The sequence below is a fragment of the Bradyrhizobium sp. LeoB3 genome (genome assembly GCF_055456055.1).
In genome coordinates, this window is sequence record NZ_JBVBEF010000009.1 from 55357 (window position 1) to 71386 (window position 16030).

16 protein-coding genes are annotated in these 16030 nt (G+C 62.4%); all 16 read right to left on the reverse strand.

From position 1 onward, the window contains the following. Positions 1-365 precede the first annotated feature (365 nt). Positions 366-1301, reverse strand: coding sequence for a carbohydrate kinase family protein (locus tag ACZXDY_RS09730; RefSeq protein ID WP_464345332.1), 936 nt, complete (start codon positions 1299-1301; stop codon positions 366-368). Continuing rightward, entirely contained in the window at positions 1292-2959 is a 1668-nt protein-coding gene (locus ACZXDY_RS09735; RefSeq protein ID WP_464345333.1) for an FGGY-family carbohydrate kinase, read from the reverse strand. Before ACZXDY_RS09735 ends, ACZXDY_RS09730 begins: the two co-directional genes overlap by 10 nt. 28 nt (positions 2960-2987) lie before the next feature. Continuing rightward, positions 2988-3761 (reverse strand): SDR family NAD(P)-dependent oxidoreductase, encoded by a 774-nt coding sequence (locus tag ACZXDY_RS09740; protein WP_464345334.1) that lies wholly within the window; start codon positions 3759-3761, stop codon positions 2988-2990. Between the two features lie 13 nt (positions 3762-3774). Then, positions 3775-4779, reverse strand: a complete 1005-nt coding sequence (locus ACZXDY_RS09745; RefSeq protein ID WP_464345335.1) for an ABC transporter ATP-binding protein — start codon at positions 4777-4779, stop codon at positions 3775-3777. A gap of 18 nt (positions 4780-4797) precedes the next feature. Then, complete coding sequence (locus ACZXDY_RS09750; RefSeq protein ID WP_028162257.1) at positions 4798-5628, reverse strand: carbohydrate ABC transporter permease; 831 nt, start codon at positions 5626-5628, stop codon at positions 4798-4800. Between the two features lie 3 nt (positions 5629-5631). Continuing rightward, a complete protein-coding gene (locus tag ACZXDY_RS09755) occupies positions 5632-6540 on the reverse strand; it encodes a carbohydrate ABC transporter permease (RefSeq protein WP_464345336.1) in 909 nt (302 codons plus the stop codon). A gap of 63 nt (positions 6541-6603) precedes the next feature. Continuing rightward, positions 6604-7917: an ABC transporter substrate-binding protein gene (locus ACZXDY_RS09760; RefSeq protein ID WP_464345337.1), complete on the reverse strand. Its 1314-nt coding sequence runs from the start codon at positions 7915-7917 to the stop codon at positions 6604-6606. Between the two features lie 158 nt (positions 7918-8075). After that, on the reverse strand, positions 8076-9029 hold the full coding sequence (locus tag ACZXDY_RS09765; RefSeq protein WP_028162254.1) for a sugar-binding transcriptional regulator: 954 nt from the start codon (positions 9027-9029) through the stop codon (positions 8076-8078). Between the two features lie 9 nt (positions 9030-9038). Further along, positions 9039-9704: an HAD family hydrolase gene (locus tag ACZXDY_RS09770; RefSeq protein ID WP_464345338.1), complete on the reverse strand. Its 666-nt coding sequence runs from the start codon at positions 9702-9704 to the stop codon at positions 9039-9041. A 269-nt stretch (positions 9705-9973) separates the two neighbouring features. After that, positions 9974-10843 (reverse strand): amidohydrolase family protein, encoded by an 870-nt coding sequence (locus ACZXDY_RS09775; RefSeq protein WP_130224032.1) that lies wholly within the window; start codon positions 10841-10843, stop codon positions 9974-9976. A 10-nt stretch (positions 10844-10853) separates the two neighbouring features. Beyond that, positions 10854-11246, reverse strand: a complete 393-nt coding sequence (locus ACZXDY_RS09780; protein ID WP_028162251.1) for a RidA family protein — start codon at positions 11244-11246, stop codon at positions 10854-10856. A gap of 23 nt (positions 11247-11269) precedes the next feature. After that, complete coding sequence (gene hpaH, locus ACZXDY_RS09785; protein WP_464345339.1) at positions 11270-12073, reverse strand: 2-oxo-hept-4-ene-1,7-dioate hydratase; 804 nt, start codon at positions 12071-12073, stop codon at positions 11270-11272. A gap of 4 nt (positions 12074-12077) precedes the next feature. Then, positions 12078-12938, reverse strand: a complete 861-nt coding sequence (locus tag ACZXDY_RS09790; protein ID WP_464345340.1) for a fumarylacetoacetate hydrolase family protein — start codon at positions 12936-12938, stop codon at positions 12078-12080. 25 nt (positions 12939-12963) lie between these two features. After that, complete coding sequence (locus tag ACZXDY_RS09795) at positions 12964-14286, reverse strand: MFS transporter (RefSeq protein ID WP_464345341.1); 1323 nt, start codon at positions 14284-14286, stop codon at positions 12964-12966. A 23-nt stretch (positions 14287-14309) separates the two neighbouring features. After that, positions 14310-14927: a flavin reductase family protein gene (locus ACZXDY_RS09800; RefSeq protein WP_464345342.1), complete on the reverse strand. Its 618-nt coding sequence runs from the start codon at positions 14925-14927 to the stop codon at positions 14310-14312. A 37-nt stretch (positions 14928-14964) separates the two neighbouring features. Further along, positions 14965-15930 carry a Bug family tripartite tricarboxylate transporter substrate binding protein gene (locus ACZXDY_RS09805; protein WP_464345343.1) on the reverse strand — a complete coding sequence of 322 codons (966 nt, stop codon included), beginning with the start codon at positions 15928-15930 and terminating at the stop codon, positions 14965-14967. Between the last annotated feature and the right edge of the window lie 100 nt (positions 15931-16030).

Here is a 16030-nt window from a genome sequence, read left to right on the forward strand (position 1 = left end):
TTTTTCTGCCAGCGCGCGTTGCGAGGCGCGCGACACTTAGCTTCGCGCAGTCGCGTCACCCATCAGAGGATGGACGCAACATTCACGCAATATATTGATCTTGCTTTGTAATTATTCTAGCTTGGCCGCTTGAGCGAAGTCTGCACCCAGCCCGGGCGTCGGCGTCCCTTCCCTCTGATTGTTCTTTCAGCACTTGGTTAGAGACTATGTGCCGTTATAGACGGCCTGTCAATGAAACGATTTAACAAAATGAGGGTTGGCTGACCGGTGGCATAACGTCATTATTGGCCGCGCGTATCCTTCGAGCGTCGCGATGTTTATTGCAGTCGCCTAAGCCGCCTTGCACCTAGAGGCGCCCAACGCCTCTAAGACGTCCAAGCAACTTCGTTGCTGCGGGGCGGATCTGCCCCAACCCGCGTGCAGGTCAGCGCAGCGCAACCGCAGGCAAGTGCCAGCGCGCGGCGAAGCTCGTTCGCGTTGGTGTCCCTCAGTCCGCTCCTGCCGAGTCTGCCCTGCTTATGCAGCGCAAACAGCAGCGCGGCCTGAAAGCTGTCGCCTGCGCCGATCGTGTCCACGACGGTGATCGCGGGTGACCCGACTTCGATGGCACCGGCCGCCGAATGCCAGGCCTGGGCTCCCTTCGTTCCGCGGGTGACGACAAACAGGCTGCCGCCTCCAGCCAGGAACTCTTCCGCCTTCGCCGCGTAAGCCTCTTTCCCGTAGAGATAGTCAAAGTCAACGTCCGACATGCGAACGATGTCCGCGCTGTCGACAAACCCGTCCATGCGCGCGAGATAGGCTGTCTTGTCCTTGACCAGATTGGGCCTGCAGTTAGGGTCGAACGAAATCGTCGCCGATGATTTGGCATCGGCGACCATCGCGGCGGTTTCCGCGGCTCCCCTCTCGTTGACCAGCGTCGTTGAGCCGATGTGGACGGCCTCGATCGTCTCGAATGGAATTTTGCCGTGCGAATAGGTCCATTCCCGGGTGGCCGTCTCCGCGTCATAAAACGCATATTGCGACTCGCCCGCGACCATTCGGACGAAAGCAAGCGTGGTCTGGCGATCGCTGCGGGTGGCATAGCGAAGGTCGACGCCGGATGCGGCGGCGTGGTCGGCGATCATGCGGCCGAACAGATCGGTCGAGACGCCACCGACAAAGCCGGTCGGCGCGCCAAGCCGCGCCAGTCCGACCGCGACGTTGAGGCAAGACCCGCCGACTGCCGGTCGTACCGCTTCGTGACCGTCTGCGGTCGTAACCGGCACAAAATCGATCAGCGCATCGCCACAGCTCAGCAGCATCGTTCGCGACCTTTCGAGATGATCTCAAAACCGCGCATCGCCTCACGGCTTCCGCGATCAAGCTCGCGCAACAACCTGTAGACCTCGCGCTTTCGCCGGTGGAATTCTTCCATGCCCGGCGCGGCCGGCTCGGTCAGGCGACCGAGCGCCGACATCGCGGCCATGGTCTCGCCGAGCGAGGCATATGCGCCGGCAGCGACGGCGCCGAGCATGGCCGCGCCGAGCAGGACCGGCTCCGCCGTTTGCGGCAGTGCCACCGTGAGGCCGGTCGTATCGGCCATGATCTGCCGCACCAGCGGGCTCCTTCCTGCGCCGCCGCCCATGACGATGAGCTTGCTGTTGACCCCCTGCGCCTTGAAGGCATCGATGACGTCGGCGAGGCCATAGGCGAGCCCGCACAACCCCGCCGCGAACAGACGCTCCATCGCGCAGATATCCGTATCGAGATCGAGGCCGGCAATGACGGCGCGCGTATCGGGATCGGCATAAGGCGAGCGGTTGCCGAGGAAATCCGGCAGCACATGAAGGTCGCGCGCCAGCAGTGCGGCCCTGCTCGCCTGCCCAGCACGGGCCATGATCCGCTCCTCGAGGATCTGGATGATCTCCACGCCGTTCCGCCTTGCCGCGTCGCTTGCCTCAGTGTAGGCGGGATGGGAGCGGATCAAATAATCGATCGCAGCACCCGCCGCCGATTGTCCGCCTTCGTTGAGCCAGAAGCCGGGCACCATGCCCGAGTAATACGGTCCCCACACGCCGGGTACAAAACAGGGATCGACCGTTGTCGCCATGATGCAGGCGGAGGTCCCCATGATGTAGGCGAGGCGATCGCAGACATCGACTTCAGCACCCGATGCGTCCCGGCCGCCGATCGCGCCGAGCCCGCCGGCGTGCGCATCGATCAACGAGGCGCCGACCGGCGTCCCCGGTCTCAGCCCGAAATCTCGCGCCGCCTGTTCCGTTAGGCCCAACCCCAGCGGCGTTCCCGGAGCGACGATCTCGGTGCCGATCCTGCGATATTCGTCCTCGACGAATTCCTGCAAGCCTACCCGCTGAAAATATGTCGCGCTCCAACGCCCTTCATGCGCGAGGTAGTTCCACTTGCAGGTCACCGTGCAGGTCGAGCGCGCGAGCGACCCTGTCGCGCGCCACGAGAGGAAGTCGGCTAGGTCGAAGAAATGCCCGGCGCGATCAAAACTGTCGCGCAAGTGCCGCTTCAGCCAGAGCAGCTTCGGCATCTCCATCTCGGGCGAGATGGAGCCGCCGACATAGCGCAGCACCTCATCCTGCGTGTCGTTGATCAGCCGCGCTTCCTCGATCGCGCGATGATCCATCCAGACGATGACATTGCGCTGCTTGTCGCCGGATGTACTCACCGTCAGCGGTCCGCCATGCCGATCGAGCACGACCAGCGAGCAGGTCGCGTCGAAGCCAACGCCCTTCACGAGCTCCGGCGATATCGCGGCTTCTGCCATCGCGCTGCGGACGGCCGAGACGCTGGCCGCCCAGATGTCTGACGACGACTGCTCGACAATGTCGCCTGCCTCGTGCCAGACCGCGATCGGGTGTTTTGCAGTTGCGAGCAGGACTCCGTTTTCGTCGAAGATGCCCGCGCGCGTGCTGGAGGTTCCGACGTCGATGCCGATGAAGGCTTGCCGCATGTTCGCTCCCGTCAGTTTTGACGCAAGCTTACCAGCAAGTATAGCCACCATCGACAAGAACGATGCTTCCCGTCATGAGGCTGGCCGCTTCCGATGACAGGAACAGGACCACCGAGGCGATCTCCTCCACCTGCCCCATCCGCGCCATCGGGGTGCCGCCGATCCAGGCGTCGTACATGCGGGGGTTGTCCTTCACGAATGCGTTCAGGGGCGTCTCGATGTAGGTCGGCGCCACCGCGTTGACGCGCACGCCGCGCGCGCCCCATTCGGCTGCGAGCGATTTGGTCAGATGGTGCACCGCAGCCTTGGAGGCGTTGTAGTAGCACTGCTCCTGCGGCTTATTGACGATGAAACCGGACATCGAGCCGATATTGACGATATTGCCCGTCCGCGCCTGAAGCATGTGCTTGCCGAAGGCGCGGCAGCACCAGAAGGTGCCGTTGAGATTGACGTCGATGACATTCAGCCAGTGCTCGTCGGTCACGGTTTCGGCCGGAGTCTCGCTGCGCGCGATGCCGGCATTGTTGACGAGGACATCGACCCGGCCGTAGCGAGCGACGAGTTCGTCGGCAATCTCGGTAACGCGCCGTGAATCCGTCACGTCCACGACCGCGACCTCGGCCTGATAGCTCTTCCCGCTCAAATAGGCACCCGCTTCGCCGGCTACCGCCGCATCGCGATCGGCAATCACAACCCTCGCGCCGGCCTCGGCCAGCGCCTCGGCACAGGCGAGGCCGATCCCCTGCCCGCCCCCGGTTACGACTGCGGTCTTGCCGGGTAGTTTGAATTTTTCCAGATACATCTTGGTCTTCCTGTTAAGCCCGCAGCGATTTTCCGCTTTCATCGAACCGATGCAGGCGGCCGGGATCCGGCGACAGCAGGACGCGGTCGCCGGCGCTCAAATTGAGCTCGCCGACGTGGCGCGCGGTGAGTGTTCCGATTGCGCCAGCGTCGACATAAAGAAAGGTGTCGCTGCCGAGATGTTCGGCGACCATGATGTTTCCCGGCCATCCCTCGCCGTCGCGCGCGATTTTCAGGTGCTCGGGGCGAACGCCAATGGTGGCCGCGTCATGGCGGCCTGCGACCTCGCCGGAGATGAAGTTCATTTTCGGCGAGCCGATGAAGCCGGCGACGAACAGATTGGCCGGCTTTTCGTAGAGTTCGAGCGGCGTCCCGTATTGCTCGATCTTGCCGCCATTGAGCACCACAATCTTGTCCGCCATTGTCATCGCCTCCACCTGGTCGTGCGTGACATAGATGGCCGTCGTGCCAAGCTGCTTCTGCAGCCGCGTGACCTCCAGGCGCATCTGCACGCGCAGCGCGGCGTCGAGGTTGGACAGCGGTTCGTCGAACAGAAACGCCTTCGGCTCACGGACGATGGCGCGCCCGATCGCGACGCGCTGGCGCTGGCCGCCCGACAATTCGCGCGGCTTTCTATCGAGGTACGGCGTCAGATTAAGGGTTGCTGCCGCGGCCTCCACCTTCCGGTTGATCTCGGCTTTCGGCAGACCCGCCATCTTCAGGCCGAAGGCGATGTTGCCGCGCACGCTCATATGCGGATAGAGCGCATAGGATTGGAAGACCATCGACAAGCCGCGCTTAGCGGGTGGAACGTCGACGACGTTCTTGCCGTCGATCAGGATATTGCCGCCGCTGACGTCCTCGAGCCCGGCGATCAGGCGGAGAAGAGTGGTCTTGCCGCAGCCGGAGGGGCCGACGAAAACGACAAAGGAACCATCCGAGATATCCAGATCGGCGCCCTTGATGATGTGAACGGGCCCGAACGATTTCTGGACATTCTGAAGCGTGATCTGACCCATGGCTCCAGCCTTTCCGTTTTACTTGACCGCGCCAAAAGTCAGGCCGCGGACGAGCTGGCGCTGGCTGAACCAGCCGAGCACCAGGATCGGCGCGATCGCGAGCGTGGAAGCGGCCGAGAGCTTGGCCCAGAACAGCCCCTCGGGACTCGAATAGGACGCGATGAACACGGTCAGCGGCGCGGCCTGCAGCGTCGAGAGGTTCAACGTCCAGAACGCCTCGTTCCAGGCGAGGATCAAATTCAAGAGCAACGTTGATGCAAGCCCCGGTACGGCCATCGGCGTCAGCACATAGACGAGTTCGCGGCTGATCGTTGCTCCGTCCATGCGTGCGGCTTCGAGGATGTCCTTCGGGATTTCCTTGAAATAGGTAAACAGCATCCAGATCACGATCGGCAGATTGCCGAGGCAGAGGATGAAGACGAGACCAGTCAAAGTATCGAGCAAGCCGAAATCGCGGTAGATCAGGTAGATCGGCACCAGCACGCCGACCGGCGGCATCATCTTTGTCGATAGCATCCAGAGCAGCACATCCTTGGTGCGTTTGGTCGGCGAGAACGCCATCGACCACGCGGCGGGAATCGCAATCAGCAGCGCAATCAGCGTCGAGCCGCCTGCCACAATGATGGAGTTGAGCGCATGATGGACATAGTCGCTGCGCTCCTGCACGGCGGCATAATTTTCCGTGGTCCAGTGAAAGAACAGGAATTTTGGCGGTATGGCGAAGGCATCGAGTTCGGTCTTGAAGCTCGCCAGCACCATCCACAGGATCGGGAAGAAGATCAGGAAGCCGACCAGCCACGCCGCAATGGTCGAGACCGCCACATGCCTGCTTGTTGCCATCCGCGCCATGCGTCAGGCCTCCAAATTCCGGCCGACGATCCTGACCAGGAAGAAAGCCACGATGTTGGCGATTACCACTGCCACCAACCCGCCCGCGGAGGCACCGCCGACATCATACTGGATCAGCGCCTGCGAATAGATCAGGAAGGCGATGTTGGTGGTCTGCAATCCCGGTCCTCCGCCGGTGGTGACGAAGATCTCGGCGAACACGGTCAGAAGGAAAATCGTCTCGATCAGGATCACGACAGTGATCGGTCGGGCCAGATGCGGCAGCGTGATGTGGATGAAGGTCGACAGCGCGCCGGCGCCGTCCATCTCAGCCGCCTCCTTCTGCTCCTCATCGAGAGATTGCAGCGCCGTCAGAAGGATCAGCGTTGCAAACGGCAGCCATTGCCAGGAGACGATCAGGATGATTGCGAATAGCGGCACGTCGTTGAACCAGTCGATCGGTGGCGCGCCGAACAGCTTTGCGATCCAGGCGAACAGGCCAGACACCGGATGCATCAGAAGGTTCTTCCAGATCAGGGCGCTGACCGTCGGCATCACGAAGAATGGCGCGATCACCATCAGCCGCACGATGTTGCGGCCGATGACCGGCTGGTCGAGCAACAGCGCGAGCGGAATTCCAAGCAGGATGGTCAGTCCAAGCACGGACCCGACCAGAACCAGTGTGTTCTGCAGCGAAGCGAGGAAAGCCGGATCGGTCAGGAAATAGCGAAAATTCTCAAAGCCGACGAACTGAGCGGATTCGGAGTCGAGCAGATTGTAATGCAGCAGCGAGAAATAGATCGTCAACGCCAAGGGGACGATCATCCAGATGAACAGCAGCGCGACCGCTGGCGTCAGCAGCATCCGTGCGAGCAGTTGCGTTTGTCGGGTCCCGGTTCCCGTTTCCGTCGACTGCAAAGCCGGTGCAGCCATCCGGTGCAAGCTGCCGGATGGCTGCGAGGGGCTTAGCTCGGGAGTCTGAGCCAAGGGAGCCACCTATTTGATGTAGCCGGCGCGCTTCATTTCCCGCTCCGTCGACGCCTGCGCCGCCGACAACGCCGCGTCCACGCTGGTCGAGCCCGACAGCGCCGCGGAGAACTGCTGGCCGACCGAGGTGCCGATACCCTGGAATTCCGGGATCGCCGCATACTGCACGCCAACGTAAGGCGCCGGTTGCACCGTCGGCTTGTTCGGATCGGCGGCATCGATCGACGCCAGCGTCAATCTGGCGAACGGCGCGACTTTCAGGTAGTCAGGGTTCTGGTACAGCGACGTTCGCGTACCCGGTGGCACGTTGGCCCAGCCCTCCTTCGACGCAACCAGTTTTGCGTAGTCCTTGCCGGTCGCCCAGGCGATGAACTTTTCTGCGGCCTCGACCTTCTTGGAGCCGGCGGGAATCGCGAGGTTCCAGGCCCACAGCCAGTTCGCGTTCTTGCCAAGCCCGGCGTTCGGCGCGAGCGCAAAGCCGACCTTGTCGGCGACCGTGGAGTCCTTTGGATTGGTCACAAACGACGCCGCAACCGTTGCATCGATCCACATCGCGCATTTGCCGGCATTGAACAGCGCCAGGTTTTCGTTGAAGCCGTTCGAACTGGCGCCGGGAGGCCCCGCCTCCTTCATCAGATCGACATAGGTCGCCAGTGTCTTCTTCCATTCGGGCTTGTCGAACTGCGGCACCCACTTCTCGTCGAACCAGCGTGCACCGTAGGAATTGGCCATGGCGGTGAGAAACGCCATGTTCTCACCCCAGCCGGCCTTGCCACGCAGGCAGATGCCGTAAACGCCGGCCTCCTTATCGGTCAGCTTCTTGGCCGCACTGATCACGAAATCCCAGCTCGGATTTTCGGGCATGGTAAGCCCGGCCTTCTGGAACAGGTCGGTGCGATACATGGTCATCGAGCTTTCGCCATAGAACGGCGCCGCATAAAGCTTGCCGGAGACGGACACCGCGTCCTTGATCCTCGGCAAGAGATCGGCGACGTCGTAGTCGGCGCCGAGCTTGTCGAGCGGCACCAGCCAGTTCTTCTTGGCCCAGATCGGCACCTCATAGGTGCCGATGGTCAGGACGTCGAACTGGCCGCCCTTGGTCGCGATATCGGTGGTGACGCGCTGGCGCAGCACGTTCTCCTCGAGCGTCACCCATTTGACCGTGATGTCCGGATTTTTGCTGGTGAAGTCGCTCGTCAATCCCTGCATGCGGATCATGTCGCCGTTGTTGACGGTGGCAATCGTCAGGGCGGTCTGGGCGAGTGAGGGAGTTGAGAGCAAGAGCGCAGCCGCGCCCAGAAGGGCGCCATGGACGTTTTTCACGGTAACCTCCCATCATCGCGTTTGAGCATATGCCCACGCGTTGGGCGTATGTTCACATCAACGTTTCAGCTTGTCAAGCTGACGCACGCGATCCGGCTGCCCGCAGCGCCAGAGAGAAAATCCGTTTTGTTCAGGAAGGCACGACGATCGTGCCGCCGCTATCGATCGAGGATAGCCCGGGCCGTTGCTTCGTCGGTGATGAGACCGTTGACGAGGCGTCCAATCAGCGCGGCGCTAATCGCCGGAACCTTGGCCTGCCCGATCGCCGCGGCGATCGTAGTGGTCCGCGCCGGCACTTGCGGGGGGATACTGGTCAACCGCTTGTTCGTGCCCCCCTTGATGAGCCGGCCCTTGGCGTCATAGGCCCAACCCGTGACTTCGCCGATGGCGCCAAGCCGCATCATCTCGAACAGCTCTTCGCGGCTGACGAAGCCGTCAACATGCACCTGGGCCTTCTGGTCCATCTGACCGATGCCGATGAGACGCAGGTCGGCTCTCGCGGCAATCGCCTGGATCTTGGCGATTGGCTCGATCCGGTTCATGCGGTTGCGCTCGTCTTCCGTCGACATCAGGAATGGCAGAGGCATCGGATAGTGGCGGGCACCGGTGCGATCGGCAAGGCGTCCCACCGTATCGAAGAAACTCGCCGAGCCGTCCGCCGAGATGTTTCCGACCAGCGAGACGATCTGGTGATTCGGCCGCTCGATCGGCGTGACTCGCTCCACTGCAGCGCGCACCGCGCGCCCGGTGCCCAATGCGACAATGACCGGGGTTTCCAGGCGCAGGGTTGAGTCCAGCAGGTTGGCGCAACGTTCCGCGATGCCGGCAGTGGAATGCGGCGATGCCGGGTCCGACGGCACCACCTCGCAGTGAACGAGATCGAAGCGATCCTTGAGCTTCGACGCCAGTTCCATGCATGCGGCAATAGGATGTTCGAGGCGGAAGGTGATCAGGCGTTCTGCGAGGCAAAGCGATACCAGACGCTGCGCGGACGCGCGCGAGACCTGCAGCATCTTCGCGATCTCATCCTGCGTATGGCCGGCGATGAAATAGAGCCAGCCGGCGCGCGCGGCGTCGTCAAGACGGGATTTCTCGTTCTCCAGTGCTGCCATGAAAGCCCGCTATCTTTCGTCCCAGAAGTCCGCCATCCGGTCAAAGACACGATCTGCGCCGGCATCGCGCAGCTTGCTATGCCGATCACTAGACTGGTAGTGACTGCCACCGATAAAGCCCCATACGGTCATGCCGGCGGCCTTTGCTGCGGTCACGCCGCTGACACTGTCTTCGATGACAAGCGTGCGCTGCGGCGCGGCGCGCATCTGCCCAGCCGCATAGAGAAAAAGGTCGGGGGCCGGCTTGCCGCGCGCCACCATCTGCGCCGTGTACACCCTGTCGCCGAAATGCGGCGCCAGACCGGTCAATGCCAGCGAAAGCGATACCCGGTCGAGATCGCTGGACGATGCAACACAAAACGGCATTTGCAGGCCGGAGATCAATGACCCCACTCCAAGGACAGGCCGCAGCGAACGCCTGAACCGTTGCAGCACCCGCGCCTTCAACGCGACCAGAAAGTTCTCGGGAACGAGGCGTTGGTCCGCCTGGTAGTGTTGCAGGATGGCCGTCGTGCTGCGGCCAAGAAACAGTTCGAGGGCATCATCCCTGCTGAGCTCGATGCCGAACTCGCCAAGGACCTCTGACAGGCACTGACAGCTCAATATCTCGCTATCCACGAGGACGCCATCGCAGTCGAAGATGACCAGATCAGGCTGCAGGAGGCTGGGTTCCATCCCACAATAGGATCATATGCTCATCAGTTGAGCAATAGCCCAACGATCCATCTGAGGCGGCACAGCAATGTGTCCGCTCCGGGATAGAGTTCAAGCAGCCGGATCCTTTTCGCAAACCCTGCTCGACTTGCCCTGTTACCCCAAAGCGCACGTGACTCGCTTATCGCGCCGTTGACTGGGAAGCACAACGCCAGGAGCGCGGCGACCGCCAGATCGGCGGGCGCAACCACGCGTGGCAGATCGTAAGCAGGATGCCCCGAGGCCGAGCTCTAGAATCCGAATAGTTTTGCCGGATTGTGAACAAGGATCTTTTCCAAGGTCGTCTCGTCAGGCGCATACTTGTACATGAGTTCGAGAAGATCGGCGTCGTTGGGCGGCTGCACGACCGAAACCGGATGCGGCCAGTCGGTGGCCCAGATGCAGCGGTCCGGCGCGGCCTCGATATAGGTGCGCGCGATGGGGATGACATCTTCCCAGGGCGGACCGGCCTTCGAGGTCTTTTCCCCGAGCGACAGCATGACCCAGAAATTGCCCTTCGACAGCAGCTCAAGCATCTTCTGTAGATTCGGATCGTTCTTGCCGCGGGTCGGGTCGGGACGCGCCATGTGATCGATCAGCACCGGCACGTCGAGGGATTGGTACTTCTCGACGCTGGAGATGATGCCGTCCTTCTCCGGCTGGATCTTGACGTACCAGCCGAGCTCGCGGATGCGCGCGATCGCCCGCGCAAAATCCTTGTCCGACAGCACAGCCCCAAGTTCCTGACGGAAACTGAAGCGCGCGCCGCGGACCCCTGCCTCATGCAGCTTGGCGAGGTAGGCATCATCGGCCTCGGCAAACACCAGCGCGTTGGCACAGCCGCGATAGTTCGGGCCCATTGCCGCGAGACCATCGAGCACGACCGTGTGGTCCGCGCCATAGGTCGTGGTCTGCACGATCACGCCGCGCTCGATCCCGAGCGCCTTATGCATCCGCAGCGCCGCCTCCCAGGTTGCGGTCGGCATCTGATAGGCAGCGCCCGGACGTACCGGATATTTCTCCAGCGGCCCAAGCACGTGAAACTGGCTGTCGACAGTCTTTGGCGGCGGCAGCTTCGAAGGCCGGCGCGGATTCGGATCGAAGGGCAAGTAGGTCGGCACGGCAAACTCCTTAGTCAATCACGGCGGTGAAATCGCACTGCACCAGCGCACCGCCTTCCATGTCCATCGGCAGCGCATGACGCGCGGGGCGTGAGTGCTCGTCGGGAAACATCTTCAGCCATTCGGCGTTGACAGGCCCGCGCTGCGAACGGTCCTTGAGCCAGACCGTCATCTTGATGATGTCGTCGGTGCTGCCACCGGCGGCCTCGACGGTCGCCTTCATATGCGCGAACATGTTGGCGCATTGCGCCTCCAGGCTCTCCGGCATCGCTCCGGTCGCGGGATCGCGGCCGAGGATAACGCCGGACATCACGAGATTGCCGATGCGAGAGGCGTTCGGGATCGGATTGGCGTGCTTAAAGCCGCCGATGTGGACGCTTCTGCGCCGTGCTTGACCGGTCATCGCTTTCCCTCTGCTGGTCTGGTTCAGACAAATTGGCAGGACACCGAGCCGAATGGTCCGTAATCGGCGTGGAAGGTATCTCCGCGGCGGATATCGACCGGTCGCGTGAACGATCCGGCGAGCACGACTTCGCCGGCCCCCAATTGCTCGTCATGCGGTGCCAGGCGATTGGCGAGCCAGGCGATGCCGTTGGCCGGATGGTTGAGCACGCCGGCGGCAAGTCCGGTCTCCTCGACCTGTCCATTTCTGAACAGCAGCGCGCCGATCCAGCGTAGATCCGCCTCGAGCGGCCGGAACGGACGGCCGCCGAGCACGAGAGCGGCATTGGCGGCATTGTCCGAAATCGTGTCCATGACCTTACGGGTCTGGCCGGTCTCGGGATCGACGCGATGTATGCGGGTCTCGAGGATTTCGAGCGCGGGCGTCACGTAATCGGTGGCGTTGAGTACGTCGAAGATGGAGCAGTCCGGGCCACGCAGCGGCGCCTTCAGCACGAAGGCAAGCTCGACCTCGATCCGCGGCGCATGGAAGCGATCGAACGGGATCGCGCTCGCATCCGGATAGAACATGTCGGCGAACAGAACGCCATAATCGGGCTCGGCGATGCCGACCGCGTTCTGCATCGCTTTCGAGGTCAGGCCGATCTTGTGGCCCTTGATGACGCGGCCACGATCGAGCTGCAGACGCGTCCAGGCGCGCTGGATCGCATAGGCATCCTCGATCGTGAGATCGGGATGCTCGCGCGTGAACATGGTGATGAGTGTCTTGGCCCGTTCGGCCTCGTCAAGCCGCTCTGCGAGGTGCCGGATGATGGAGGGATCGAGCATGGCGCTATTGCTCCGCAACCACCGCGTTGCGCAGCACGCCGATCCGCGACGACTCCACCTCGACCACATCACCGGGTTTGAGCCAACGCGGCGGATCGAACCGGGCGCCGGCGCCGGTCGGCGTACCGGTCGCGATCATGTCGCCGGGCTTCAGGGTCGCAAATGTGGAGAGATAGGCGATGAGGAAATCGAACGGGAACATCAGCCGCTCGGTACTGTCCTGCTGCCTGACCTCGCCATTGACGCGGGTGATAATGTCGTGCGGTCCTCGCGGATCGCATTCATCCGACGTCACAATCCAGGGGCCGATGCTGCCGGAGCGATCGAAATTCTTGCCCTGCGTGACGTTGAACTTGCCATGATGCAGCCAGTCTCGCACACTGCCCTCGTTGCACAGCGTCATGCCGAAGATATGCGAGAAGGCGTCTTCACGCGCGATGTGCCGACCCTGCTTGCCGATCACGATGACCAGTTCGCCCTCATAGTCGAGTTGGTCGGAGACTTTCGGCTTCTCGATCCCCTGCCCCGATCCGACCATCGACGAGGAATTGCGTACGAACAGGCTCGGATATTTCGGCAGGTCCGAGTTGTCCTTGTATTCGGCGTTGCGGTCCTTGTAGTTCACGCCAATGCACCAGAACTTTTCCGGCGCCAATACTGGCGGCAGCAGCGTCAATTCGTCCAGCGCATGATCGGGACGCTGGCCGGCCGAAGCCTGCCGGGCCGACGAAAGGCCATCGCGTGCGATCAGCGTCTTCAGATCGGGAAATTCTGCGCCGATCCGTACCGTCAGATCGACGACCCCATCGTCATCAGCCACACCATAATGTGGCTGGCCATTCACGAGATAGCTCAATAGTCGCATCGCATGCTTTCCTTCGGCGAGAGTTTCACGCGGTCTGGCCGCTACGCTGGGCACCGGCGGCCGCCAGTTCGCGCCCGCGCGTCTCGGGCAAGGACAGGGTCATCGCCAGGAAGATGACGATGGCGGGCACGGCGATCATCATGCCGAGCGCAAGCTGGCCACCGAACCAACCGGCCGCCAGCGGAACGACGATCGGCGCAAAGCTGCCGATGCCGCGGCCCGCCATGTAGATGAAGGATACCGCGGTCGAGCGCACTTCGATCGGATAGATTTCCGACAGCCAGGTGCCGACCACGCCGAGCGCCGAGTTGCCGATCACGAAGGCGATGTAAACCCAGAACATCGGGAAGCCAAACAGACTGCCGGCGAACCTGTCATGCGCAAAGACATAGAGGCCGCAGGCCATCGCGCCCCACGCAAGACCCGGCAACAGCGCGCCGAACCGCCGGCCGAAGGCGTCGTTGAGCAGGCCCATGCTGATATACGAGCAGCCGCCGACGACGGAGGCGATCACGGAGATGTTGCGCACGACTTCAGGCGGCGCACCGAGCGACTTCTGCATCAGTGTCGGCATGAAGACGACGATCCCGTAATAGCAGAACATGTAGGCCATCATCCACGCCAGGCACATCAGCGAGATCGGCAGCAACCGGCCCTGGAACATCAGCAGCATCGTATTGGTGGTCTTGACCTTTCGCTCGACCAAGCCGCTCTTGCGCGCGCGATCGAACTGCAGCCACGCCTTGGATTCCGGCATGAAGAAGCGGATGAAGATCATCAGCAGGATCGGCGAGCCACCGGTCAGGAGCGCAATACGCCATCCCCATTCCACGCTGAACGACGTGGTGGCCCAGACCCCGATGATCGAGGCGCCGGCGCTCGCGACGACCGCGCTGCGCTGGATGAAGGCGCTGCCGATACCGCGCCGATCCTTGTTCCAGGCCTCATTGAACAGCACCATGCCGGCGCCCCATTCGCCGCCGAGCCCGATGCCGGTGATGAAGCGGAGCAATGCCAGGCTCCAATAGTCCCAGGCGAACGCCGATGCGATCGACCCGGCGGCGAACACGCCGAGCGTGAGCTGCAGTGCCTGCTTGCGACCAATGCGGTCGCCGAGCCAGCCGAATAGCGCGCCGCCGATCACCGACCCGATCAAGGTCAGGCTCGTCACGCTCGCGACCTGGGTCAGCGAAATGCCTAGCGACGACTGTATCGAGCTCATCAGGAACGGCATGATGAGCACGTCGTAGAGATCGAGCGCAAAGCCCAGCATGCAGGAGAAGATGATCGCGGCGCGCTCGCCGGTCGTGTAGCTGCCGATTGCGGAAAGCGAGGATTGTTCGGTCATATCTGTCTTACTGGTATACGATCTCAATCGGTCGACTTCGGTGCCTGGAACACAGCGCGCAGGGTGACGATCTCTCCGAGCCGGGCATAACGTGGCCCTGCAATACGCGCGATCGGATCAAGCGCCTCGGTTTCCACCTTGCCGTCGTTCACGAGCCCATCCCGGAGATGAAACATCAGGACCTCGCCGACAATCAGCCGGCTGCGAGCCTCGCCGAATTCGAGACATTGGTGAAACCGGCATTCCATGGCGACCGGCGGCGCGGCGGGCCGCGGCACCTTGATGCGTTCGCTCGGCACGGTCTCGAGCTTGAGCAATTCGACTTCGCTCACCTCGGGCGGATGCTCGACCGAACTCTCATGCAATGCCGTCATCAGCGGCGTGTCGGCGATGTGAATGACGTATTCTTCGGTATCGAGAATATTATGCGCGGTGTCCTTGTAGACGCCGGCCTTGCGGCCGATGCTGATGGCGAGCATCGGCGGCTTCTGCGAGACAAAGGTGAAGGCGCTGAAGGGGGCGAGATTGAGCACACCTTTGCGCGACATGCTGGTCACCCAGGCGATCGGCCGCGGCACGACGATGCCGGTCATCAGCCGGTAGATGCGTTCCGCGCCGAGTTCTGAGGGGTCAATCTGCATGCTGCCTCGAAGCTTGACTGGCGTATGCGCGCCGGCCTCAATCGGCCCGGATGTTCGCCTTGCGGACGATGGGAATCCACTTGGCGTCTTCGCGTGTCAAATAGGCCGTGAACTCCACAGGTGACATCGCGACGGCCTCGGCGCCGAGCTTGTCGAATTTCTCGACGACCGCGGGATCCTTCAGGATCTCCGCCATGGTGTCGTGCAGCTTCGTTACGATCGCATCAGGCGTACCGGCCGGCGCGAACAGGCCGGTGAAGGTCTGCGCATCGAAATCCTTGTAGCCGAGTTCGGCGAAGGTCTGCACGTCGGGCATCGAGGCGAGGCGATGCGCGCTGGTGACTGCAAGCACACGGACCGCGCCGCTCTTGACGAAGGGCAGCGCGACGGAAACCTGGTCGAACGCAAACTGCACCTGCCCGCCGATCAAGTCATTGGTCGCCGGCGCGTTGCCACGGTAATGCACTGTGACCCATTGCAGGCCGAGTTCCGATTGCGCCAGTTCGCTGAGCAAATGATTGGTCGTCCCCGCTCCCGGGGACGCCATCGTGAGCTTGCCCGGCTCGCGGCGCGCCAGGTCCAGAAACTCCTTCAACGTCTTTGCCTGAACGGAGGGATGAACCTCGAGCACCAAGGGCGTCATCGAGATGGTCGTGATCGGGAGGAAATCCCGTTTCCAGACATAGGCCTCGCGCTTGTTGATCTCGGGGGCGAACAGCACCGGGCCGTTGGCACCAATGAACAGCGTGTAGCCATCCTTCGCCGATTTCGCGAACGTCTCGCCCGCGATCAGGCCACCGGCGCCGGACTTGTTCTCGACGATGAAAGCCTGCCCGAGCCGTTGCTGCAGCTTGTCAGCCACGATGCGGGCAGCGCTGTCGACATTGCCGCCGGCGGGATATGGCACGATCAAGCGGACATTGCGATCCGGCCATGTCTGGGCTGCGACGGGTCCAGCTGCTATCGCCGCGATGGCAGCGACCGCAACAGCGAGAAACCTCATGTGACATCCTCCCAAAGCCGCGGCGGATGAGGTCTCCACCCTGTTCTCGTTGAGTGTCCGATCGGGATCGTCTAGCCGACGCCTCGATGCGATGCGAGAT

Coding starts and splice junctions, on each gene's coding strand:
- ACZXDY_RS09730 (WP_464345332.1), bottom strand. CDS start 1,301: ATGCTGCTGAGCTGTGGCGATGCGCTGATCGATTTTGTGCCGGTTACG.
- ACZXDY_RS09735 (WP_464345333.1), bottom strand. CDS start 2,959: ATGCGGCAAGCCTTCATCGGCATCGACGTCGGAACCTCCAGCACGCGC.
- ACZXDY_RS09740 (WP_464345334.1), bottom strand. CDS start 3,761: ATGTATCTGGAAAAATTCAAACTACCCGGCAAGACCGCAGTCGTAACC.
- ACZXDY_RS09745 (WP_464345335.1), bottom strand. CDS start 4,779: ATGGGTCAGATCACGCTTCAGAATGTCCAGAAATCGTTCGGGCCCGTT.
- ACZXDY_RS09750 (WP_028162257.1), bottom strand. CDS start 5,628: ATGGCGCGGATGGCAACAAGCAGGCATGTGGCGGTCTCGACCATTGCG.
- ACZXDY_RS09755 (WP_464345336.1), bottom strand. CDS start 6,540: ATGGCTGCACCGGCTTTGCAGTCGACGGAAACGGGAACCGGGACCCGA.
- ACZXDY_RS09765 (WP_028162254.1), bottom strand. CDS start 9,029: ATGGCAGCACTGGAGAACGAGAAATCCCGTCTTGACGACGCCGCGCGC.
- ACZXDY_RS09770 (WP_464345338.1), bottom strand. CDS start 9,704: ATGGAACCCAGCCTCCTGCAGCCTGATCTGGTCATCTTCGACTGCGAT.
- ACZXDY_RS09780 (WP_028162251.1), bottom strand. CDS start 11,246: ATGACCGGTCAAGCACGGCGCAGAAGCGTCCACATCGGCGGCTTTAAG.
- hpaH (WP_464345339.1), bottom strand. CDS start 12,073: ATGCTCGATCCCTCCATCATCCGGCACCTCGCAGAGCGGCTTGACGAG.
- ACZXDY_RS09790 (WP_464345340.1), bottom strand. CDS start 12,938: ATGCGACTATTGAGCTATCTCGTGAATGGCCAGCCACATTATGGTGTG.
- ACZXDY_RS09795 (WP_464345341.1), bottom strand. CDS start 14,286: ATGACCGAACAATCCTCGCTTTCCGCAATCGGCAGCTACACGACCGGC.
- ACZXDY_RS09800 (WP_464345342.1), bottom strand. CDS start 14,927: ATGCAGATTGACCCCTCAGAACTCGGCGCGGAACGCATCTACCGGCTG.
- ACZXDY_RS09805 (WP_464345343.1), bottom strand. CDS start 15,930: ATGAGGTTTCTCGCTGTTGCGGTCGCTGCCATCGCGGCGATAGCAGCT.